The sequence below is a fragment of the Myxococcus sp. NMCA1 genome, assembly GCF_026810205.1.
In the GTDB taxonomy this organism is placed as follows: domain Bacteria; phylum Myxococcota; class Myxococcia; order Myxococcales; family Myxococcaceae; genus Myxococcus; species Myxococcus xanthus_A.
Map to the genome: position 1 here is coordinate 3651580 of NZ_CP113950.1, position 22808 is coordinate 3674387.

General features: G+C 68.1%; 16 protein-coding genes. 15 read left to right on the plus strand and 1 reads right to left on the minus strand.

Features of this window, described 5'->3' with window-relative positions:
* Positions 1-58: 58 nt before the first annotated feature.
* The 12 genes from rplL to OZ403_RS15735 all read left to right on the plus strand — a co-directional run bounded on the left by rplL (position 59) and on the right by OZ403_RS15735 (position 15466).
* The gene (gene rplL / locus OZ403_RS15680) at positions 59-427 is read left to right on the plus strand and encodes a 50S ribosomal protein L7/L12 (RefSeq protein WP_011553126.1); all 369 of its coding nucleotides are present in this window, start codon (positions 59-61) and stop codon (positions 425-427) included.
* A 177-nt stretch (positions 428-604) separates the two neighbouring features.
* The gene (gene rpoB / locus OZ403_RS15685; RefSeq protein ID WP_140790789.1) at positions 605-4831 is read left to right on the plus strand and encodes a DNA-directed RNA polymerase subunit beta; all 4227 of its coding nucleotides are present in this window, start codon (positions 605-607) and stop codon (positions 4829-4831) included.
* Positions 4832-4966: 135 nt separating this feature from the next.
* Complete coding sequence (gene rpoC / locus OZ403_RS15690) at positions 4967-9178, plus strand: DNA-directed RNA polymerase subunit beta' (protein ID WP_140790791.1); 4212 nt, start codon at positions 4967-4969, stop codon at positions 9176-9178.
* A gap of 210 nt (positions 9179-9388) precedes the next feature.
* Positions 9389-9916, plus strand: a complete 528-nt coding sequence (locus tag OZ403_RS15695; protein ID WP_140790792.1) for a hypothetical protein — start codon at positions 9389-9391, stop codon at positions 9914-9916.
* Positions 9917-10088: 172 nt separating this feature from the next.
* On the plus strand, positions 10089-10439 hold the full coding sequence (locus tag OZ403_RS15700; protein WP_140790794.1) for a phasin family protein: 351 nt from the start codon (positions 10089-10091) through the stop codon (positions 10437-10439).
* Entirely contained in the window at positions 10436-11176 is a 741-nt protein-coding gene (locus tag OZ403_RS15705) for a lytic transglycosylase domain-containing protein (protein ID WP_011553131.1), read from the plus strand. Before OZ403_RS15700 ends, OZ403_RS15705 begins: the two co-directional genes overlap by 4 nt.
* Before the next feature lie 129 nt (positions 11177-11305).
* On the plus strand, positions 11306-11995 hold the full coding sequence (locus tag OZ403_RS15710; RefSeq protein ID WP_418764019.1) for a hypothetical protein: 690 nt from the start codon (positions 11306-11308) through the stop codon (positions 11993-11995).
* Positions 11996-12027: 32 nt separating this feature from the next.
* Positions 12028-12495 carry a social motility and stimulation tgl protein gene (locus OZ403_RS15715; protein WP_140790797.1) on the plus strand — a complete coding sequence of 156 codons (468 nt, stop codon included), beginning with the start codon at positions 12028-12030 and terminating at the stop codon, positions 12493-12495.
* A 37-nt stretch (positions 12496-12532) separates the two neighbouring features.
* Complete coding sequence (tgl, locus tag OZ403_RS15720) at positions 12533-13294, plus strand: social motility TPR repeat lipoprotein Tgl (protein ID WP_140790799.1); 762 nt, start codon at positions 12533-12535, stop codon at positions 13292-13294.
* Between the two features lie 22 nt (positions 13295-13316).
* On the plus strand, positions 13317-13703 hold the full coding sequence (locus OZ403_RS15725) for a helix-turn-helix domain-containing protein (protein WP_011553135.1): 387 nt from the start codon (positions 13317-13319) through the stop codon (positions 13701-13703).
* 9 nt (positions 13704-13712) lie between these two features.
* Positions 13713-14447: a DNA repair protein RecO gene (gene recO, locus OZ403_RS15730; protein ID WP_140790800.1), complete on the plus strand. Its 735-nt coding sequence runs from the start codon at positions 13713-13715 to the stop codon at positions 14445-14447.
* Complete coding sequence (locus tag OZ403_RS15735) at positions 14444-15466, plus strand: carbohydrate kinase family protein (RefSeq protein ID WP_268784531.1); 1023 nt, start codon at positions 14444-14446, stop codon at positions 15464-15466. Before recO ends, OZ403_RS15735 begins: the two co-directional genes overlap by 4 nt.
* A 125-nt stretch (positions 15467-15591) precedes the next feature.
* On the opposite strand, the gene OZ403_RS15740 is transcribed toward OZ403_RS15735, so the two are convergent.
* On the minus strand, positions 15592-16080 hold the full coding sequence (locus OZ403_RS15740; RefSeq protein WP_140874752.1) for a GyrI-like domain-containing protein: 489 nt from the start codon (positions 16078-16080) through the stop codon (positions 15592-15594).
* Positions 16081-16134: 54 nt separating this feature from the next.
* Between OZ403_RS15740 and OZ403_RS15745 the strand changes: the two genes are divergently transcribed.
* The 3 genes from OZ403_RS15745 to OZ403_RS15755 are packed head-to-tail and all read left to right on the plus strand — an operon-like array spanning position 16135 to position 22651.
* Complete coding sequence (locus tag OZ403_RS15745) at positions 16135-16938, plus strand: MerR family transcriptional regulator (RefSeq protein ID WP_268784532.1); 804 nt, start codon at positions 16135-16137, stop codon at positions 16936-16938.
* Between the two features lie 16 nt (positions 16939-16954).
* The gene (locus OZ403_RS15750; protein ID WP_174258784.1) at positions 16955-18811 is read left to right on the plus strand and encodes an OPT family oligopeptide transporter; all 1857 of its coding nucleotides are present in this window, start codon (positions 16955-16957) and stop codon (positions 18809-18811) included.
* 15 nt (positions 18812-18826) lie between these two features.
* The gene (locus OZ403_RS15755; RefSeq protein ID WP_268784533.1) at positions 18827-22651 is read left to right on the plus strand and encodes a serine/threonine-protein kinase; all 3825 of its coding nucleotides are present in this window, start codon (positions 18827-18829) and stop codon (positions 22649-22651) included.
* Positions 22652-22808 lie beyond the last annotated feature (157 nt).

The window sequence follows — 22808 nt, forward strand, 5'->3', positions numbered from 1 at the left end:
GGCCGGAACTCTCCAAAGGGGAGTTGGCCGTTAGTCGAAACCAGAAGGACACATTTCAATGGCTGACCTGAACGCGATTGTTGACCAGCTCTCCTCTCTGACCGTCCTCGAGGCGGCCGAGCTCGTGAAGCAGCTCGAGAGCAAGTGGGGCGTTTCCGCCGCCGCCGTGGCCGTTGCCGCGGGCCCGGCCGCCGCCGCCGCTCCTGTCGAGGAGAAGACGGAGTTCACGGTGGTGCTGGCCAACGCCGGCGCCAACAAGATCAACGTCATCAAGGAGATCCGCGCGATCACCGGCCTGGGCCTGAAGGAGGCCAAGGACCTGGTCGAGGGCGCTCCGAAGAACGTCAAGGAAGGCGTCAACAAGGACGACGCCAAGAAGATCAAGGACCAGCTCACCGCGGCTGGTGCGACCGTCGACATCAAGTAGTTTCTACAGGGACTGTCCGGTTTTCCGGGAAATTTCGGGCAGCCTCCTGACCGGATGTGCAGGCCGGCGCTCCCTGAGTGGGGGCGCCGGCTTTGCCCATTTGACCGTTGCAAATTTCCCGGCGCCGCCGCGCGTTACTGAAGTTTGCCCGCCCGAGCAGTCGTCCCCGGAGCCAGAATGCCGACGCAGATCCAGAACAATTTCCGCGTGCGGAAGACCTTCGCGAAGATCGCGAAGATCATCGACATTCCCAATCTTATCAACATCCAGAAGCAGTCCTACGAGAAGTTCCTCCAGGCGGACATTGCCGCCGACAAGCGCGAGGACCTCGGTCTTCAGGGCGTCTTCAAGTCGGTGTTCCCCATCCGCGACTTCAACGAGACCTCCTCGCTGGAGTTCGTGAGCTACCACCTGGAGCGCCCGAAGTACGACGTGGATGAGTGCCACCAGCGTGGCATGACGTATTCGGCGCCCATCAAGGTCGTCGTGCGCCTGGTCGTGTGGGACAAGGACGAGGAGACCGGCGCCCAGTCCATCCGCGACGTGAAGGAGCAGGAGGTCTACTTCGGCGAAATCCCGCTGATGACCCAGAACGGCACCTTCATCATCAACGGCACCGAGCGCGTCGTCGTCAGCCAACTGCACCGCAGCCCGGGCGCCTTCTTCGACCACGACAAGGGCAAGAGCCACTCGTCTGGCAAGCTGCTCTACAACGCCCGCATCATTCCCTACCGCGGTTCGTGGATCGACTTCGAGTTCGACCACAAGGACCTGCTGTACGTTCGCATCGACCGCCGCCGCAAGCTGCCGGCCACGGTGCTCATCCGCGCGCTCGGCGCCGTCCCGGACACCGCGAAGAAGAACCCGCTGGAGTTCAAGGGCTCCACCGAGGAAATCCTCAACTACTACTACGCGACGGAGACGATCTACCTCCACAGCGCGGAGGAGTTCGAGAAGAGCGTCGAACTCGAACTGCTGCCTGGTCAGCGCGCGACCCGTGACATCAAGACCAAGACGGGCGAGCTGATCGTCAAGAAGAACCGCAAGTTCACCCGCGCCGCCATCAAGAAGCTCGAAGCGGCGAAGATGAAGACGCTCCCGATCGATGCGGACGAGCTCTTCACCAAGGTGTCCGCCTACGACGTGGTCGAAGAGACCAACGGCGTGGTGCTCCTCGAGTGCAACGAGGAAGTCACCCAGGAGAAGGTCGACGAGCTCCTCAAGCACGGCATCAAGGAGTTCAAGGTCCTCTTCATCGACAACCTCAACGTGGGCCCGTACCTGCGTGAGACGTTGATGCTGGACAAGCTCGAGACCCCCGAGCAGTCCATCATGGAGATCTACCGCCGCCTGCGCCCTGGCGATCCGCCGACGCCGGAGACGGCCATCAACCTGTTCACCAACCTGTTCTTCAACCCGGAGCGCTACGACCTCTCCAAGGTCGGCCGCCTCAAGCTGAACTTCAAGTTCGGCCTCGAGGAGCCGCTCGACGGGCAGATCCTCACCAAGCGGGACATCCTCGAGGTGATCCGCTACCTGATCGATCTGAAGAACGGCAAGGGGACCATCGACGACATCGACCACCTGGGCAACCGCCGCGTCCGCGCGGTGGGCGAGCTGCTGGAGAACCAGTACCGCATCGGCCTGGTGCGCATGGAGCGGGCGATCAAGGAGCGCATGAGCCTCCAGGAGATCGAGACGCTCATGCCGCACGATCTCATCAACGCCAAGCCTGTCACGGCGGTCATCAAGGAGTTCTTCGGGTCCAGCCAGCTGTCGCAGTTCATGGACCAGACGAACCCCCTGTCCGAGGTCACGCACAAGCGGCGCCTTTCGGCGCTCGGGCCCGGTGGCCTCACCCGCGAGCGCGCCGGCTTCGAGGTGCGCGACGTGCACCCGACGCACTACGGCCGCATCTGCCCCATCGAGACGCCAGAAGGTCCGAACATCGGCCTCATCGCGTCGCTGTCCACCTACGCGCGCGTCAACGAGTTCGGCTTCGTGGAGACGCCGTACCGCAAGGTCGAGGCGGGCGTGGTGACGAACGACGTGGCCTTCTACTCCGCCCTTGAGGAGGAGAAGCACACGATCGCCCAGGCGAACGCGGAGACGGACAAGAAGGGCAAGTTCGCCAACGCGCTGGTGTCCAGCCGCCGGGGTGGTGAGTTCGTCCAGGCGCGCGCCGAGGACGTCGACCTGATGGACGTGTCCCCGAAGCAGCTGGTGTCGGTGGCCGCGTCGCTCATCCCGTTCCTGGAGAACGACGACGCCAACCGCGCGCTCATGGGCTCCAACATGCAGCGCCAGGCCGTTCCGCTGCTGCGCACCGCGGCGCCGCTGGTGGGCACGGGCATCGAGGCCATTGTCGCCCGCGACTCCGGCGTCACCTGCGTGGCCCGGCGCGACGGCATCGTGGAGAGCGTGGACGCCGGCCGCATCGTGGTGAAGGCGGACGTGCCGGCCTCGCTGAGCGATGTCACGAGCGAGGTCGACATCTACAACCTGCTCAAGTACCAGCGCTCCAACCAGAACACCTGCCTCAACCAGAAGCCCATCATCAGCAAGGGCGACCGGGTGACGAAGGGTGACGTCATCGCCGACGGTCCGGCGACGGAAACGGGCGAGCTGGCGCTGGGGCAGAACGTGGTCGTCGCGTTCATGCCGTGGCAGGGCTACAACTTCGAGGACTCCATCCTCATCAGCGAGCGCATCCTCAAGGACGACGTCTTCACGTCGATCCACATCGAGGAGTTCGAGTGCATCGCGCGCGACACCAAGCTGGGCAAGGAGGAGATCACCCGCGACATCCCGAACGTGGGTGAGGAGGCCCTCAAGGACCTCGACGAGAGCGGCATCATCCGCATCGGCGCCGAGGTGAAGCCCGGCGACGTGCTGGTGGGCAAGATCACCCCGAAGGGCGAAACGCAGCTGTCTCCCGAAGAGAAGCTGCTGCGCGCCATCTTCGGCGAGAAGGCCGGCGACGTGCGTGACAGCTCGCTGCGCGTCCCGCCGGGCGTGGTGGGCACCGTCATCAACGCCAAGGTGTTCAGCCGCAAGGGCGTGGAGAAGGACGAGCGCGCCAAGCAGATCGAGTCCATGGAGGAGGCGAAGCTCCTCAAGGACCAGAACGACGAGATCAAGGTCCTCCAGGACAGCGCGTTCGGCCGCATCCGCGGCCTGGTGCGCACCAAGGAGGTCCAGGGCAAGCTCGTGGACGACAAGGGGAAGATCCTCCTGAAGAAGGGGGACATCCTCGACGACGAGCTGCTGTCCACGGTGCCCTACAAGTACTGGGGTGAGATCTCCGTCGGCGACCCGCTGGACTCCCGCCTGCGCGACATCCTCCGCAACCTGGAGGAGACGAAGGAGGCCGTGAAGCTGGCCTTCGGCGAGAAGATCGCCCGCATCAAGAAGGGCGACGAGCTGCCGCCGGGCGTCATCAAGATGGTGAAGGTGTACGTCGCCATCAAGCGCAAGCTGGCCGTGGGCGACAAGATGGCCGGCCGCCACGGTAACAAGGGCGTCGTGTCCCGCATCCTCCCCGAGGAGGACATGCCGTACCTGGAGGACGGGCGTCCGGTGGACATCGTCCTCAACCCGCTGGGCGTGCCCTCGCGCATGAACATCGGGCAGATCCTCGAGACGCACCTGGGCTGGGCCGCCAAGGGCACCGGCGAAGCGCTGCAGCGCTACGTCGAGTCCAACTGGAGCTCGGACGCCATCAAGGAGCGCCTCAAGGTCATCTACAGCGACCCGGCGTTCGGCGAGTTCCTCGACAAGCTCGACGACGAGGAGATCAAGCAGCTGTGCCGCCGCTCCAAGCGGGGCATCCACGTCGCCACGCCCGTCTTCGACGGCGCGCAGGAGACGGAGATCCACGCCTTGCTGGACGAGGGTCAGCTGCCCCGCACGGGTCAGATGGTGCTCTTCGACGGGCGCACCGGTGAGCCGTTCGACCAGAACGTCACCGTGGGCGTCATGTACATGTTGAAGCTGCACCACCTGGTGGACGAGAAGATCCACGCCCGCTCCATCGGGCCCTACTCGCTCGTCACGCAGCAGCCCCTGGGCGGCAAGGCGCAGTTCGGCGGTCAGCGTCTGGGCGAGATGGAAGTCTGGGCGATGGAGGCCTACGGCGCGGCGTACACGCTGCAGGAGTTCCTCACCGTCAAGTCGGACGACGTGGTGGGCCGCACGCGCATGTACGAGGCCATCGTCAAGGGCGACAACGTCCTGGAGAGCGGCCTGCCCGAGTCGTTCAACGTGCTCCTCAAGGAACTCCAGTCGCTCGCGCTCGACGTGGAGCTGCTGGAGAGCGCCCCGCCGGAGCGGCAGCGCAGCTTCGGAGGCGACTTCCTCGGCGGTGGTGACGGCGAGGAGCGCAAGACGGGAACCGAGGCCTGATTGCACGGAGCGCCCGCCTGACCGGCCGCCCGCCGTCCCGAAAGGGGCGGGCGCGGCCGGAACGGGGCGGGGGCCCGAATCAGCTGGCGGCCCCCCTTGGAAGAGGGGGGCGCCCAACGAGATTTCGGAGGCAACGTGAAGGACATTTTCAACTTCTTCGAGAAGCCGAAGGACCCGCTGTCGTTCAACGCCATCCGCATTGCGCTGGCGTCGCCCGACAAGATTCGCCAGTGGTCCCATGGCGAGGTGAAGAAGCCGGAGACGATCAACTACCGCACGTTCAAGCCGGAGCGGGATGGGCTCTTCTGCGCCCGCATCTTCGGACCGGTGAAGGACTACGAGTGCAACTGCGGCAAGTACAAGCGCATGAAGCACCGCGGCGTGGTGTGCGAGAAGTGCGGCGTGGAGGTCATCCAGTCCAAGGTTCGCCGCGAGCGCCTGGGCCACATCACCCTGGCCACGCCGGTGGCCCACATCTGGTTCCTCAAGTCGCTGCCGAGCCGCATCGGCAACCTGCTCGACATCACGCTGAAGGAGCTGGAGAAGGTCCTCTACTGCGAGAGCTACATCGTCCTCGATCCGAAGGCGACGCCGCTGCAGAAGGGCGAGCTCATCAGCGAGGACAAGATGCACCGGCTCTACCAGGAGCACGGTGAGGACTCCTTCACCACGGGCATGGGCGGCGAGGCCGTCCGCGAGATGCTCAAGTCGCTGGACGTGGAGAAGCTGTCCGAAGAGCTGCGCAAGGACATGCGTGAGACCACCAGCGAGGCGAAGCGGAAGAAGTACGCCAAGCGCCTGAAGGTGGCCGAGGCGTTCCGCGTTTCCGGCAACAAGCCGGAGTGGATGATGCTGGACGTGATTCCGGTGATTCCGCCGGACCTGCGTCCGCTCGTTCCCCTGGACGGTGGCCGCTTCGCGACCTCCGACCTGAACGACCTGTACCGCCGCGTCATCAACCGCAACAACCGTCTGAAGCGCCTCCAGGAGCTGAACGCTCCGGACATCATCATCCGCAACGAGAAGCGGATGCTGCAGGAGGCCGTGGACGCGCTGTTCGACAACGGCCGTCGCGGCAAGACGATCACGGGCCCCAACAAGCGCCCGCTGAAGTCGCTGTCCGACATGCTCAAGGGCAAGCAGGGCCGGTTCCGCCAGAACCTGCTCGGCAAGCGCGTGGACTACTCGGGCCGCTCCGTCATCGTGGTGGGCCCCGAGCTGCGCCTGCACCAGTGCGGTCTGCCGAAGATCATGGCGCTCGAACTCTTCAAGCCGTTCATCTACAACAAGCTCGAAGAGAAGGGTTACGTCACCACCATCAAGTCCGCGAAGAAGATGGTGGAGAAGGAGCGTCCCGAGGTCTGGGACATCCTCGAGGACGTCATCCGCGAGCACCCGGTGCTCCTCAACCGCGCCCCCACGCTGCACCGTCTGGGCATGCAGGCCTTCGAGCCCGTGCTGATTGAAGGCAAGGCCATCCAGCTGCACCCGCTGGTGTGCGCCGCCTTCAACGCCGACTTCGACGGCGACCAGATGGCCGTGCACGTGCCGCTCTCCATCGAGGCTCAGATGGAGGCCCGCGTGCTGATGATGTCGACGAACAACATCCTCAGCCCCGCGAACGGCAAGCCCATCATCGTCCCGACGCAGGACATGGTGCTCGGCATCTACTACATGACCCGCGCCCGCGAATTCGCCAACGGCGAGGGCCGCGTGTTCGCCTCGCCGGACGAGGTGCGTGCCGCGTACGACCACGGCGAAGTGCACCTCCAGGCGAAGGTCGTCTGCCGCATCGACGGCAAGCGCAAGGAGACCACCGTCGGCCGCGTCCTCCTGTGGGAGGTCGTCCCGCGCGCGGTGGGCTTCGACGCCATCAACAAGGTGCTCGACAAGAAGTCGCTCGGCGGCCTCATCGACCTCTGCTACCGCCTCACGGGTGAGAAGGAGACGGTGCTCCTCGCGGACCGCGTGCGCAGCCTCGGCTACTACAACGCCACCCGCGCCGGTATCTCCATCGCGCTCAAGGACATGATCATCCCTGCGAAGAAGCAGGAGTTCCTGGACTTCGCGCGCAAGGAAGTGTCGGAGATCGAGAACCAGTACCTCGAGGGCCTCATCACCGACGGCGAGCGCTACAACAAGGTCATCGATATCTGGGCGGAGATCACCGAGAAGGTCGCCCAGGAGATGATGCAGCAGATCTCCCAGGAGGAGACGTCCGGGGACCGCGACGGCAAGCGCGAGACGCGCAAGCAGCCGTCCTTCAACCCCATCTACATCATGGCCGACTCGGGCGCGCGTGGTAGCGCTCAGCAGATCCGTCAGCTGGCGGGTATGCGTGGCCTGATGGCGAAGCCCTCCGGCGAAATCATCGAGACGCCCATCACGGCCAACTTCCGTGAAGGCCTCTCCGTGCTGCAGTACTTCATCTCCACGCACGGCGCTCGTAAGGGTCTGGCGGACACGGCGCTCAAGACGGCCAACTCCGGTTACCTCACCCGCCGTCTCGTGGACGTGGCGCAGGACGCCATCATCAACGAGTACGACTGCGGCACCATGGACGGCCTGTTCATCGGCGCCCTGGTGGAGGGCGGCGAGATCATCGAGCCGCTCGGCGAGCGCATCCTGGGCCGCGTGGCCCTGGACGACATCCTCGACCCCGTGACGGGCGAGGTGCTGGTGCGCGCCAACGAGGAGATCGACGAGGACCGCGTCCGCCGCATCGAGAACAGCGGCATGGACAAGGTGAAGATCCGCTCGGTGCTCACCTGCCAGGCCAAGCGCGGCATCTGCGTGGAGTGCTACGGCCGTGACCTGGCCCGCGGCCGCAAGGTGTCCGTGGGTGAGGCGGTCGGCGTCATCGCGGCGCAGTCCATCGGTGAGCCGGGTACCCAGCTCACGATGCGCACCTTCCACATCGGTGGTGCGGCGACGCGGCGCGCGGAGCAGTCCAGCCTGGAGAACCGCTACGCGGGTAGCGTGAAGTTCGCGGGCCTCACCACCGTGCAGAAGACGGACGGCACGCTGGTGGCCATGAACCGCAACGGCGAAATCGTCGTCGTGGACGACTCGGGCCGCGAGCGCGAGCGTTACCAGGTCATCTACGGTGCCCGCATCCTCGTGAAGGAAGGCCAGCGCATCGAGCCGGGCGTCCTCATGGCGGAGTGGGACCCGTTCGCGATTCCGCTGCTGACCGAGGTCGGCGGTGTCGTGCGCTACGAGGACATCATCGAAGGCGTGACGATGTCCGAGGCGCTGGACGAGGTGACCGGTCTGTCGCGCAAGACGGTCATCGAGTCCAAGGACCCGGAGGCGCGTCCGCGCGTCACCATCCGCGACGCCAACGGCAACGTGAAGGACCTGCCCAGCTCCCGCAACCCGGCGAGCTACTTCCTGCCGCAGGGCTCCATCATCACCGTCAACGACGGCGATGAGATCCACCCGGGCGAGGTCATCGCCAAGGTGCCGCGCGAGACGACGAAGACCAAGGACATCACGGGCGGTCTGCCTCGCGTGGCCGAGCTCTTCGAGGCGCGCAAGCCGAAGGACGCGGCGGCGATCGCGGAGATCGACGGCGTGGTGTCGTTCGGCAAGGACACCAAGGGCAAGCGCAAGCTCATCATCACCCCCGAGGTGAACGGTGAGCAGCGCACGGACCTGGCCAAGGAGTACCTGATCTCCAAGGGCAAGAACATCAGCGTCCACTCCGGCGACCGCGTGAAGGCCGGCGAGGCGATGATGGACGGCTCGGCCAACCCGCACGACATCCTCAAGGTGCTCGGAGAGAAGGAACTCGCGCGCTACCTGGTGGACGAAGTGCAGGAGGTCTACCGACTGCAGGGCGTGAAGATCAACGACAAGCACATCGAGACCATCGTGCGGCAGATGCTCCGCCGCGTGCGCGTCACCGATGTGGGTGACACCAACTTCCTGGTCGACGAGCAGGTCGAGAAGTGGGTGTTCGAGGAGGAGAACGAGAAGGTCATGTCGGAAGGCAAGCGTCCCGCCGTTGGCGAGCCGCTGCTGCTCGGCATCACCAAGGCCTCGCTCTCCACCGAGTCCTTCATCTCCGCGTCGTCCTTCCAGGAGACCACCAAGGTGCTCACCGAGGCCGCCATCAACGGCAAGGTGGACTACCTGCGCGGCCTCAAGGAGAACGTCATCATGGGCCGGCTCATCCCCGCCGGCACGGGTCTGCCGAACTACAAGCACCTGGACATCGCGGTGGAGAGCCCCACCGACGAGGTCAACGAGATGGAGGCCGCCCTGGCCGCCACTCACGGCGACACCGGCCCCCTGGGCGAGCCTTCCCGCCCGGTGGGCACGCAGACGACCGGCGCGGCCTAATCCGCGCCCCAGCCGTCCTCAAAGCGTTCGCTGAGAGACAACCGCCGCTCCCAGAGCTTTCTCTGGGGCGGCGGTTTTCCTTTGTTTATGGCTAATCGCGTTATGGGCTCGTCGTTGGCTTGACGCTTATGGCGCGCTGCGTTAGCTGTTGAACGTTGAAGTGACGCACCTGGTTACCGCCCGGCGAAAGCCGGGATAGGGGAGGACGGTATGGCCACGACGAAGACCGAGACCGAGGCGACGCAGAACGAAGTTCAGAGCTCCGAGGCCGCTGCAAAGAGCGGACTGGCGCAGAACGTGGAGAGCTTTCTGAAGGCCCAGCTTTCCCAGGCGCAGAAGCGCATCGAGGAACTGGAAGGCGAAGCGGGCAAGGTGGTGAAGACCTTGGAGTCCCGTGGGCAGGAGGCCGCCAAGGAGGCCCAGGCGCTGTGGACGAAGTTCCAGGCCGGTGAGCTGCTGACAGACCCCCGCGTGCAGGAGCTGAGCAAGCGCGCCAACGAGGCCAGCACCGAGCTGGGCCGGCGCGTGGACGCCGCGGGCACCGAGCTGCGCAAGCGCTTTGACGGTATCCAGACGCGCGTCGTCGAGGCCGTGGGCGTGGCCAGCCAGGCGCAGCTGAAGGACCTCAACAAGGAGCTGGCGAAGCTGTCCCGCAAGGTGGACTCGCTGCTGAAGCCGGTCCGCCGGGTGAACGGCGCGAAGCCCGCGAGCAGCCCCTCGTCCTCGCCGCGCGCCTGAAGTCCCGTCAAATCCCGACAGGCAGTGCGACCTCTCCCTTTCTCGGAGTGCGAAAGAGAAGGGGGAGGCACATCGCCGTCGTTCCCTTCACATCGGGGGTGTGCTTATTTCGGCCGTTCCCCGACCGGGTCGGGCCTGAACGTCTGGCCCGTACACCTCCCGGAGAGACCCCATGGACAACAAGCCCGAGGCCCCCCGAGAGAAGCACCCTGTGACGGAGACGTTCGAGCGTCTCTGGAGCCAGGCCCTGCTGGCGGTGAATACGGCCGAGGAAGAAGCCTCGCGGGCCGTTCAGCGCGTGGCCGCGGTGGCGGGTTGGAGCCAGGACGAGGTGAAGCGCCAGGCCCGGGAGTTCAGTGAGCGGCTGGTGGGCCACCGCAAGGACCTGGAGCACAACGTGGAAGAGCGGGTGCGCCAGGCCCTGACGAAGATGAAGCTGCCCCGCCGCGAGGAGCTGTCGGCGTTTGGAACCCGGCTGGACAAGCTGGCCGAGCGCATCCAGGCCCTGGAGCACCGGAAGTGAAAGCTCCCGCCCCCTCGGGCGGGAGGTCTTTCGGTACGCGGCTCTTCGAACGTCTCCACGCCTTCAGCTCGGGTTGTTCCCGGCTCCCGCTGCTCGCGGGGGCCGCGCTCGTCGTGTCCGCGCGGCTGGTGCCGTTGCTGGAAGAGCGGCCGGTGCAGCCCGTCGTCCCGGGCGTCGTGGCGGCGGAGGTCATCTCCCCCGAGGCGTCGCTCATCGACGCGGTGCTGGCGCGCCGGGCCCCGGACCTGGGCCTGACGCTGCGCCGGCAGCTCATCCAGGCCATCGCCGAGGAGGCTGGGCGGCTCGCGTATGATCCGCTGCTGATCCTGGCCATCATCGACGTGGAGTCGGACTTCACGGAAGATGCAGTGTCCGTGAAGGGCGCGCGCGGGTTGATGCAGATCAAACCCAGCACGCTGCACTTCCTGGCGGAGAAGGAAGGCCTGCGCCTGTCCCGCGAGGAAGTGACTGCGGACACCGCGCTTTGCGTGCGGCTGGGCATCCGTTACCTGCGCTCGCTGCAGGAGCGCTTCGGTGGGGACCTGGACCTGGCCCTGATGGCCTACAACGCCGGCCCCACCCGCATCCGCAACGCCATCAAGCAGGGCGAACTGGAGCGCTTCCGGCGCTATCCGCGCGCCGTCCGCCGGGACTTCCGGCGCTTCCGTGAGGGCCACGGGCTGGGCGGTGACTGGGCCCTGGCGCAGCGCGAGGTGCCTCCCGAGCCGATGCCCTGAGTGGGTGGGGTGAATCTCCGGGCAGTTGGGACGCTCCAACGGGGTGTACGCGCGCCTTGTTCCGTCCCGCCGGGTGCGCTAAGCGTTCCAAGTGCCCGGGACTGTTGGAGATTCTCAGGAGTGACCCGCATGAAGAACCCCCTGTTCCCCAGTGCCGCGCTTGCCGCCGCCCTGACCCTGGCCCCTTTCGGGGTGCACGCTGGCTCCGTCTTCCTCAACGGCGTCAAGATTGACGGCGTCACCAACCAGAAGTTCGAGAAGGCCACCGTCCGCATCGACGAGGCCGGCAACGTGCACATCGACGCGCCTGGCTACGCGGCCCGCGTGACGGCGGTGACGCCTCCAGCGCCCTCGGCCCAGGCTCCGACGCCCGGTGCCGCCGCTCCAGGGACGGCCGCCCCCGTCGCGAAGGCGCCTCCCGCGGCGCAGCAGGCGCCTGGCACACCGACGGCCCCCGGGCGCCTCACCCAGCGCTACTGGCTGGTGACGGAGCAGACGGTGCCGGGGATGACGGGGTACGACATCGACGTGTTCATCAACTCCACGTGGCTGCGCAAGCTGCGCGGCAACGAGGACCAGGTGGTGGTGGACATCACCCGCAACCTGCAGCCGGGGGCGAACAAGGTGACGTTCATCGCCCGGAAGGGGAATGCCGGGGACGCGCGCAGCAGTTCGCCTGCCCACGTGTTTCGGGTCATCATTGGCGAGGGGAACGAGGGCGGCGGGAACGTGATGATCGACAATCCCATCCTCCGCTTCCAGAAGACGGCGGCGGACACGCAGGATGCGACGCAGGAGTTCACCCTCACCACGCGCTGATTGGTGCGGGGCTTCGGGTAACGGAGACAACCGTGTTCAACCTCGACGAGCGCTACCGCGGGCTGCCCGCCACGCGGGAACAAATCCTGGCGCTGCATACCTCCCTCAACACGCCGCACGTGGCCATTCCGGGCAAGCAGGCAGGTCCGGCGCAGGCCTTCGTCGTGGGCCTCCGGGGAGGGCAGGGGACCGCGGCTGTCTTCGTGTACCTGTATCTTGCGGAGGCTGCGGACTGCGCGGTGTACCTGTCCGGCCGGCGCAACGTGTCAGCGGATGAGTACCGCGACGACGAGGGGGACGCGCTGGCCTTCGTGGAGTCGCTCGGGTTCATGATGGACGACGCCAACTGGCGCGCGATGGCCCCCGAGCAGCAGGACGAGCAGCTCAAGACGTTGCCGGTGTTCTTCAAGGACCCGACGCTCGTGCCCGCCGTTGTGGCGCGCGCCGAGGAGAAGAAGAACGTCACCACCACCCTGGGCCGCTTCCTGGCCGCCTTCTGAGTCACCGCCCCCTCACCCTCGTCGAGAGCCGCTCCCCATGTTCCGCCTTTCCACCGCGTCCTGTTCGCTCGCGCTGCTGCTGGTGTCCTCCGGTTGCTCCCACACGCCCACGGAGAAGGAGAAGCGGAGCGCCGAGATTCACTACGACCTGGCGTTGCAGGCCCAGCAGGCCGGCGAGCTCCAGGAGGCGCTGCGCGAGCTGCAGCTGTCGCTGAAGAACGACCCGGACTACCCCGATGCGAACAACGCCATGGGCATCCTGCTGCACCTGGCGTTCCGCCGTCCCGACGAGGCCGTCAAGCACTACACCAAGGCGCTGGAGGTTCGCCCCGACTTCTCCGAGGCGCGCACCAACCTCGCCAACGTGCACCTGGACCAGGGCCGCTACGACGACGCCATCAAACTCTATGAGTTGGTCCTCAACGACATGCTCTACCCGACGCCCTTCATCGCCCAGGGAAACCTGGGGTGGGCGTACTACAAGAAGGGCGAGCCGGAGCGCGCGGTGGAGAGCATCAAGGCCGCGGTGACGACCAACCCCAACTTCTGTTTGGGCTACAAGAACCTGGGTCTCATCTACGACGAGACGGGGCGCACCTCCGAGGCGTGCCGCCAGTTCACGCACTACCGCGAGAATTGCCCGGACGTGGCGGAAGCGTACATGCGTGAGGGCGTCTGCCAGGCGAAGCTGGGGCAGGTCGATGCGGCGAAGGCAGCCTTCGCCACCTGTGAGACCAAGGCGAAAGCTGGTGAACAGGTGCTGAAGGACGACTGCCGGAGGCTGCTGGAAAAGCTCTAGCGCGTTGGGTATCTGGGGACCCGTGGACCACGTCGATTTCGGCAAATACCTGAGCCAGCAGCGAGAACTCCGAGGGCTCTCGCGTGACGACGTCGCGCGGGAGACCAAGATTCCTCCCACACTCATCACCGCGCTCGAGGCCGGTCAGGTGGAACGGCTGCCCTCGCGCATCTTCGTGGTGAACTACATCCGCGCGTACGCGCAGGTCATCGGCATGTCTCCGGAAGAGGCCGTGCTGCGCTACGAGGAGGTGGACAAGTCCGTCCCGGCGCCATCTCCCGTGCAGTTGGAGCAGGAGCGGCGCAAGCGGGCCTACGTGGGGCTGTCCGTGCTGCTGGCGGCCCTGCTCCTGGGCGTGTACCTGTTCCTGGTGCTGAGCGGAAAGCTTCCCAATCCGCTCGCGCGTTGAAGCATCTCCATGGAGCGATACGACGACGACGCGCTCGTGCTGTCCTCGGTGGACTATGGCGAGTCCGACCGGCTCGTCACCTTGCTGACGCGCGAGCATGGGAAGCTGACGGCCTTCGCTGCGGGCGCACGCAAGAGCAAGCGGCGCTTCGCCGGCGCGCTGGAGCCGTTCATGCGGCTTCGCGTGCACATCGTCGAGACGCGCGGCAGCACGGTGCGGCTGGACGGCACGGACATCGTCGCGGGCTTCTATGCGGCGCGCGAGGACCTGTCCCTGATTGCCCGGGCCCTGTACGCGGTGGAGCTGTGCCGCGAGCTGACGCGGGACCATGAGCCGCAGCCGGAGCTGTTCGCCCTGCTGGAGTCGTACCTGACGCGACTGGATGCGAAGGAGGCCGGGCCCACGTCGCTCTTGGCTTTCGAGCTGTCCGCGCTGGCGCACGCGGGGTTGATGCCTCGGTTTGATTCGTGCTCGCTGTGTGGCGGCGCTCCGGGCGAGCGTCCTCGTTTCGACCAGGCCCATGGCGGCGCGGTGTGTGAGCCGTGTGGAGCCCGTGCGCGAGAGTCCGTGGCGGTGCCGCTGGCGCTGCTGTCGGGCCTGCGCGCGCTCCAGGAAGGGGCGCGCACGCCGCTGCCGCCGGACCTGCGCGCGCGTGCTCGCGGCCTGCTCAATGTCTTCATTGCCCATCACCTGGGTCGCCGCCTCAAGAGCGTGGACTTCATGGCCCAGGTGGGCCTGGATTGACGAAGTTCGGAAGCGAGGGGCTCATGCCGCCGCTGGATGTCGTGTGCTTTGGCGAGACGTTGGTTGACTTCCTCCCGGCGGCTCCAGGGCACCGCGTGCGTGACGTACCCGCGTGGCATCCGTGCCCCGGTGGCTCGCCGGCGAATGTCGCGGTGGGGCTGGCCCGGTTGGGGCTGCGTCCGGCCATGCTGGGCGTGGTGGGCGCGGATGAGTTCGGGCACTTCCTTCGCGAGCGATTGGCGGCGGAAGGCGTGGACGTGAGTCACCTGCGCCAGACGGCGGAGGCCCGCACCGGGCTGGTGTTCATCTCCCTGGATGGGAAGGGCGAGCGCAGCTTCACCTTCTTCCGGACACGCTCCGCTGAGTTCCTGCTGGGACAGGCGGATGTCGACGCGGCGTTCCTGTCGGGGGCGAAGGCAGTGCACTGTGGCTCCAACTCGCTCCAGTGGCCGGAGGCGCAGGAGGCCGCGGTGCGGATGCTGGGGCTGGCGCGCGACGCGGGGCTCATCGTGAGCTGTGACCCCAACTTGCGGCTGCATGCGTGGGAGGACACGTCTCTCCTGAAGGGCCTGCTGACGCGGATGCTACCGCTGTGCACCGTGGTGAAGCTCTCCGAGGAGGAGATTGGCTTCGTCACGGGGACGGAGGTGCCCCACGAAGCGCTGACGCGACTGGCCGCGATGGGCGTGCCGCTGCCCGTGGTGACGCTGGGCGAGCGTGGCGCGCTGCTGCTGTGGAAGGGGGAGCGCATCCACGTCGAGGCGCCGCAGACGCGCGTTGTCGACACCACCGGTGCTGGCGATGGTTTCGTCGCGGGCCTGTTGCAGGGGTTGGTGCGCTGGTACGGCGGCGCTGAGGGGCTGCGCGATGCGACAGGTGAGGAGTTGGTGGCGCTGGCCACGTTCGCGTGTGAGGTCGGGGCCCGTGTCGTGGAGAAGCTCGGTGCGGTGGATGGGCTTCCCCGGGCGGAAGTGCTGGCTCAGGTCATGCCGTCGCGCCCGGACAGTTCTCGCGCGTAGCGCCGTTACGGTGGTGTCGTCGCGTCCGACGAACAATCGTCTGTTGTCGTGCACACGGTTTGACGCGGGCACTTGCTCGGTGCCCGCGCCCGCGCTCCTCGTTGGCGGAGCCTGGGAGAAGTCGCTCAGGGCGTCAGGGGCGTGAGCAGTTCGTAATCGAAGCGCTGGTACGGCGGCGTCACGGGCTGTCGACGCTGGTCGTATCGCTCCAGCACGTAGGCGGCAGGGTCTGAGCGCCTGCTTTCCGCCTGAAGCCAAGTCGCCAGCCGGCCGTAGGCCGCGTTGATGGCGTCCGCCGTGCCCTGCACCGGCGTCATGGCGTAGTCGCGCGCGGGAATCGTCAGGGCCTTCAGGCCTTCTGGGACCGCGTCGAGGCCTCGGACCTCGGTGGTGACCCAGTACTGGTAGAAGGGGTCATCGCCCGGTTGCTCGTGGTCGCTGCCCGGCACGCAGCCATGGAACACGTCGCGGTCGACCACTCCGGACAGTCCATCCAAGCGAGTGAGGAGTTCCAGCCACGCCAGCGGGACGCGGTGGCTCAGTTCGCTGCGCCGGCCGACCACCTTGATGCCCACCAGCTTGATTTCACCTCGGGAGACGATGGAAACGTTCATGGTTTCCGAACCCTCCACCTTGAAGCTGGTTCAACCTCAAGGGAAAGCCGCCGGATGCTGACGATTTCCCAGTTCGCGGACCGCTGTGGCCTGGCACCGAGCGCGCTGCGCTTCTATGAGCGCAAGGGCCTGCTGCTGCCCTCCGCACGGCGCGCGAATGGCTACCGCGCCTATTCTCCCGGGCAGGTCGGCGAAGCACGCTTCATCAGTAGCCTGCGCGCCGCGGGCATCTCCCTCTCCGCCATCCGTGAGTTCCTCCGAAAGGACGCACGGACGCGCGAGACGATGCTCATGTCGTGGAGGCAGGACCTGTCCGCGCGGCTGCTCTCGCTCCAACTGGCTGACCAGTACCTCCGGGGGCTCGGCGCGTCGTCGGGGCCGCGGGTCCATCTGGAGCACTGGGCCGAGCCGTCCGTGCTCGCGTGGTTCCCCGTCACTGCTCCGCCCGGGCCCCTGGCGTTCCGCGCCGCGGTGCCGGGGTGGAAGAAGGAACTCGAGCGCCGCGGCATCCCCGTGCTGACGAGTGGTTACGTCCGCACGCTCGACGTGGTGGATGGGCAGCTCCTGGGCGAGGTGGGCTTCCGCATCAAACCCCGCAGGCGGCTGCCTCTCGGGAGCCGGCTGCAGGAGATGGCGCCGACCCTGTTCGCGACGCTGGAGTGCGCCGTCCGCGATGACCAGGCCGCGCATCGTGTGTTCCGCTTCCTGGCCGAATTGGGATTCCGTCCCGATGGGCTTCACCTGGAGCGCTACCTGCCCGGTGTCGCCGACCGGTACCTCCTGATGCTGGGCGTACAGCGCCTGCGTCCCGTGGTGACGAATGGGGAAGGGGGCTCGTCCCCAATGGCCTCGGAATGAAAAGATGGAACGGCCCATGTCTCAGCCCGTCCCCCAAGCTGCCTCCGAGGAAGTGACACCGGCGCAGGCACCGCTGACGCTGCTGCGAATCCCGGGGGATTCCCCCGAGGCCCTGGACACCTTCTGGCTGCGCGAGGTCTTCCAGGGGGACCGGGTGCCGCAGCTCACCCTGCGGGCGGTGCTGCTCGGAAGTGGCATTGGTGCCATCACCTGCGCGACCAACCTCTACGCGGGCCTGAAGATGGCCGTGGCCTTTCCCGTGGCCATCACCGCCGCGTTGCTCGCGCACACGGCACACGGAGCGATGCGGCGCGTGGCGCCGGGCGTCGCGGGTGCTCCGCTTTCGCCGCTGGAGACGTGCTCCGCGCAGGCCGTGGCTTCGTCCGCGGGCTATGCGACAGGCGGCGCCCTGGTGTCCGTTCAGGGCGCGTGGTTGCTCACGACGGGCAGTCATCCCCCCGGGTGGGCGTTGCTCGCGTGGACCTTCCTCCTGTCCGCGCTGGGCGTGCTCTTCGCGGTGCCCCTCAAGCGCAAGTTGGTGGACCATGAGCAGCTTCCGTTCGCCACGGGCACGGCCGCGGCGGCGACCATCCGTGCTCTTCACACCACGGGCGCGTCGTCCCGTCCGCGGCTGTCGATGTTGGGTCTGGGCGGAGGTGTCGCCGCGCTCGTCACCCTGGTGAGGGATGGGCTGGGCCGCCTGCCCTACGTGTTTCCTTTCCCCGGAACGCTGAGCGGGATGTCACTGGAGCGCCTGGGCTTCGGCTTCGAGACGAGTCTGCTTCCGCTGGGCGCGGGCGCGCTGCTGGGACTGCGGCTCACGGCGTCCTGGTTCCTGGGCGCGCTGCTCATCCACGGAGTCGTGGCACCGCGCGTGTTCGCTTCGGGGCTGCTGCTTCCAGATGGAGACTTCCTCGCCTGGAGTCTCTGGCCCGGGACGGCGGCGCTCACCACCGCGTCGTTGTTGCACTTCGCGCTGGAGGGCCGCGTCCTGGGGCGCGCATTGAAGGGACTCTTCAAACGTCCCTCCGTGGCGCCCCATCCGGTGGACGCGCTTCAGGTGCCGGGACGCTGGCTGCTGGCGGGCCTGGTCGTGTTGATGCCCGCCACGCTCGCCGTGGCCAAGGTGGGCTTTGGCGTTCCGCTGCCACACGCCGCGCTCGCGGTGGCGTTGTCATTCGTGCTGTGTCTCATCGCCTGCCGCGTCACGGGGGAGACGGACGTCACGCCCGTGGGCCCGCTGGGACAGGTGACGCAGATGACCTATGGCGTGCTGCTGCCGCGCAACGTGGAGGCGAACCTCGCCACCGCGGGCATCACCGTCAACGCGGCGTCGTCCGCGGCGGACCTCCTCAGTGACGTGAAGACGGGACACCTGCTGGGGGCCCATCCCCGCCGCGTGTTCCTGGCGCAGCTCGTGGGTTGCGCGGTGGGGGCCGCCGCGGTGGTGCCGCTGTTCTTCCTGTTGGTGCCGGACCGTTCGGCGCTGGGGGGCGAGCGCTTCCCCGCACCCGCCGCCACGGTCACCGCCAGCATCGCCCAGGTGCTAGCTTCGGGCCTCTCGGGGTTGGAGCCGGGCACGCGCGCGGCGCTCGGTTGGGCCGCGCTCGCCGCAGCTGTCCTCACACTGACGGAGCGACTGCTTCCCGAACGGGTGCGGCACTGGGTGCCGTCGCCCCTGGGAATGGGCCTGGCCTGCCTGTTGCCGGCGTCCACCGCGCTGGGGTTCTTGCTGGGCGGGGTGGCGGCGGCCTTGGCCCGCAGGGCGAATCCAGGGGCCCAGGAGGGGCGGGTGGTGACGCTGGCCGCCGGCCTCATCGCGGGCGAAGGGTTGATGGGGGTTGTCATCGTCCTGAGCCAGGCGCTCTGGTAACGTTCGTTTCACCCCATGCGCTGTCCGGTCTGCCACCGCCGTCTCGCCACCGGCGCGGTGTGTCCTGTGCATGGCCAGCGCGCTTCGTCGCCTGGCCCTGACGCGGAGCCCTTCCCGCTCCCGGACGTGCCAGGTTTGAGCCCCGCGGCCTTGCTGGGCTCGGGCGGCTTCTCACACGTCTTCACCGCCTACCGCGAGGAGGATGGCCGTGAGGTCGCGCTCAAGGTGGGACGGCCGCCTCACCGCGACCGCTTCGCCCGGGAGGCCGCCGCGCTCCGCCGCATCGGCGCGCCGACGACGCCCACGCTTCACCACTCGGGGGTTGTCCGAGGGCGGCCGTTCCTCGTCATGGAGCGGCTGCATGGCCAGACGCTCGCCGCGTGGATGGCGGCGTTGCCGGGCTCGGGCGCGGCGTCCGTGCCCAGCGTGCGCGAATTGCTCAGTGGCCTCTGCGCCGCCTTGGAGCGCGTCCATGCCGCGGGCGTGGCCCACCGCGACCTCAAGCCGGAGAACATCTTCCTGCGTGAGGGTGGGGCGCTCAGCCTGCTGGACCTCGGGCTCGCGCGCTTCCTGGACGCACCTGACGACGGAGAGCGCCCGGAGCCCGAGGGCTTGACGCTCGTGGGGCAGCGGCTGGGCACGCCGTATTACATGGCACCTGAGCAGTGCCTGGACGCGCGGGAGGCCGGCGCCGCCGCGGATGTCTACGCACTGGGCGTCCTCTTGTACGAGTTGCTCACCGGCGCGCCGCCTTTCATCGGTGGCGCCGAGGAGATTCGCCACGGGCACGTCAGCCTTCGCCCAGCCCGGGTGTCGGAGCGCGCGACCGCGCCGACGGCGCTCGACGCGGTGCTGTCGCGGTGTCTGGCGAAGGCGCCCTCCGAACGTTTCTCGCGGGCTTCGGATGTGCTCGCCGCTTTCGATGCCGCGTGCAGCCAGTCCCTGTCCATGGCTCCGCCGGAGGGCGCGCCCGCCGCAGTGCCCACGTCGTCCGGGCCGGGGGCCGGCGAGCGGTGGGTCGCGCTGCTGGGCGTCCGCGCGGACATACCGGTCGATGTGCTTCGGCTGACCTTCGAGCCTCAGGGCGGCACGCTCGCGCGCGTCCGCGCACGGGGCTATCTGGTCGCGTTCTCCGAGTCCCTGTCCGCCGAGGCCAACCTTCGCGCGGGCGCACTGGTGGCGCGCAAGCTGATGGAGGAGGGCAAGGCCGCCACCGTCCTGCACCTGTCGCGGCTGCACGTTCTTCCGGGCGCCACGACCACGCGGGTCGCGGGGCCTGCCTTGGAGTCCGCGGGAGACTGGTGGTCGGAAGACCTCGCCCTGGGAGAAGCGCGCGTCACTGCCTCCGCCGCGGCGAGGTTGGGGCCGGGCGCCACGGAGCACTCGCCCGATGGCGCGCGCCTGCGATTGCACGACGGGGGCGCGGCCACGTCCTCTGCGGATGCACCGCCCCTGTCCGGCCGCGATGCCGTCCTGGCGGCGCTGGAGGCCGAGGCATCACGCTGCATCGAGGAGGGTGTCCCAGGGCTGTGCGTCCTCACGGGTGACGTGGGGCACGGCACGTCCCGCGTCCTGGAGGCACTGGCCACCCGGCTGGAGGCCGCGGGGCGGTGTCTCGTGGTGCGGCTCCGCGCGCCCGCTCCGGACGCCGCGTCCTCGGAGTCGCTGCTGGACGCGCTGCGGGCCACCGCCGAGCCGGCCCGCGTTGTCCAGGCACCAACGCTTCCACTCGCGGATGAGCGACACTCAGCCGCGCGCTGCCTCGCCGAGGGACTCCAGCGACAGGCCCAGGCAGCCCCTCGCGTGTTGCTCGTCGACGACGCGCACCTGGCGGACCCCACCAGCCTGGATGCACTGGAGGTCGCCACCTTGGCGGGTGTGCGTGCACCGCTCTGGGTCTGCGTCGCCGCGAGACCCGCGTTGCTCGGGTTGCGACCGCACCTGGGCGAGCGCAGCGCCCGTGTCGCGCGAATCGCACTGCCGCCGCTGACGCCCGAGGCGAGCCGTTCCCTGTTGCTGCATCTGCTGCGCCCCGCCGAGCACGTCCCCGAGCCGGTGCTGGCGCGGTTGGAACAGCTGGCGCAGGGCGTCCCCTTGTCGTTGGTGGAACTCGCGGGCGCGCTGCGGGCCGCGGGGGCACTGCGGGCGTCTCCAGGAGGCGGGTGGTACATCGCGCCGGACGCGTTGCTGGACGTCTCCGTGACGCCGCTCTTCGAGCGACTCGCCGCGCGGGCGTTGGCCGGGCTCCCCGCGGCACACCGAATCCTGGCGCGGCTGTGCGCGGTGCTGGGCACGGAAGTGGAGGTGGCCCGTGTGGATGCCGCCCTGCGACACCTGGAGCCGAGCGAGGAGATGGCGCGCGTGACGTCGCTCGACGCGGGGGCCGGACTCCATCGGCTGGCGCGCTCGGGGCTGTTGCGGCCCACGGCTCCGGGCCACTTCGCCTTCCGTCACCCCTTGCTGCGCGAGGCGCTGGAGGCGTTGCTGCCGGCTTCCTCGCGTCGCGTCCTCCACGCCGCGGCGCTGCGTGCCACGCCCCGGGACGGGATGGCCGAGCGCCGTCGCTGGGCCCACCATGCCGCGGCCTGTGGTGCTCATGCGGAGGCCATCACCGCGTTCCTCTCGCTCGCGGAGTCCGCGCGCCGTGCGCACCTGTCCGTCGAGGCGGAGCAGCACTACACGCGCGCGCTCGCGTTGTTGCCGGAGGGAGATGTGGAGCGCCGGGCCCTGGCGTTGTCGGGGCGTGGGCGCGTCCGTCACCGGCTTCAGCGCTTCCGGGAGGGGCTGGCGGACCTGGGCGCGGCGCGGGCACTGGCCGTGGCCCGCGGTGACGAGGCCCAGCAGGTGGAGTTGCTGCTGGAGGAAGCCACCGCCCGCGACTGGATGGAGGACGTGGAGGGCTCGTCGGCCTGTACACGTGAGGCTTTGGAACGCATCGAGCGGCTGGATGAGCCTCGCCTGTCCCTGCGCTGCTCGCTGGCCCGGGGCAGGCTCCACGTCCGGCTGGGGGAGTGGGGCGCCGCCGTGCGCGTTCTGACCGGCGTGGTGGAAGGCGCGGAGCGGGCGAAAGACCACGAGACGCTCGTGGTGTCGCTGGCGCTGCTGGGCTCGGCGCTCACGTTCCTGGACCAGACCGACGAAGCCGCGACCCGCTTCGACATGGCACTGCTGCGCTGCGAGCAGGCCGGGGACGCGCTGCACCGGGCCGCTACGCTCATCAACCGTGTGCTGCTGTGGTTGCGCCTGGGGAATGTGGCTCGGATGGAAGAGGACCTGCGCCGCGCGATGGCGCTGGGCCGCGAGCTGGGCCATGCGCAAGTGGAGCGCTGGTCCACCTTCAACCTCGCCGAGGTGCTCTACATGCAAGGACGTCTGGAGGAGGCGCTGCCGCTGGCCCGGCGTGTTCACGAACTGGGCGTGCGTTTCTTCCGTGAGCACCCCGTCCCGGTGGATGCGTTGCTGCTCGCGCGCATGGCCGCCGCGCTGGGCGACCTGGAGGAGGCGACGCGGCAGCTCCGGTGGATTGACTCCCACTGTCCGCCCGAATCGCTGCCGCCCACCGCCGTCATCCGGAGGCTGGTGGAGCTACAGGTCCAGGACGCACGGGGCGGCGGGTCGGCGCGGGAGGCGTGGCTGGCCCTGGCGGACGACGCGGACACCCTGGCTTCGGCGGATGAGAAGGCGGAGATTCTCCTCCAGGCGGCCCGGGGTGCGCTCCAGGCGGGACGTGCCGACGAGGCTCGCTCCTGGGTGGTCCGGGCCGAGCGCGCGGTGGAGGAGGGCGCTCCCCTGTGGCGGGCCCGCCTGGAGTCCCTGCGGGCTGCCCTTTCCGACGTGTAGCGAGAAATGTCACTGTCCGGCGGCGGTGTGACGTGAAGCGCTACGCGAATGCCGCCTGCAGATCTGCTCTCATGGCACCTCATACAACCTCCCAGGCTGGCTCGGCACATGCTTGCTGGGAGGAGGCAGCTCTCCTTCCTTCCGTCGTTCTTGGAGG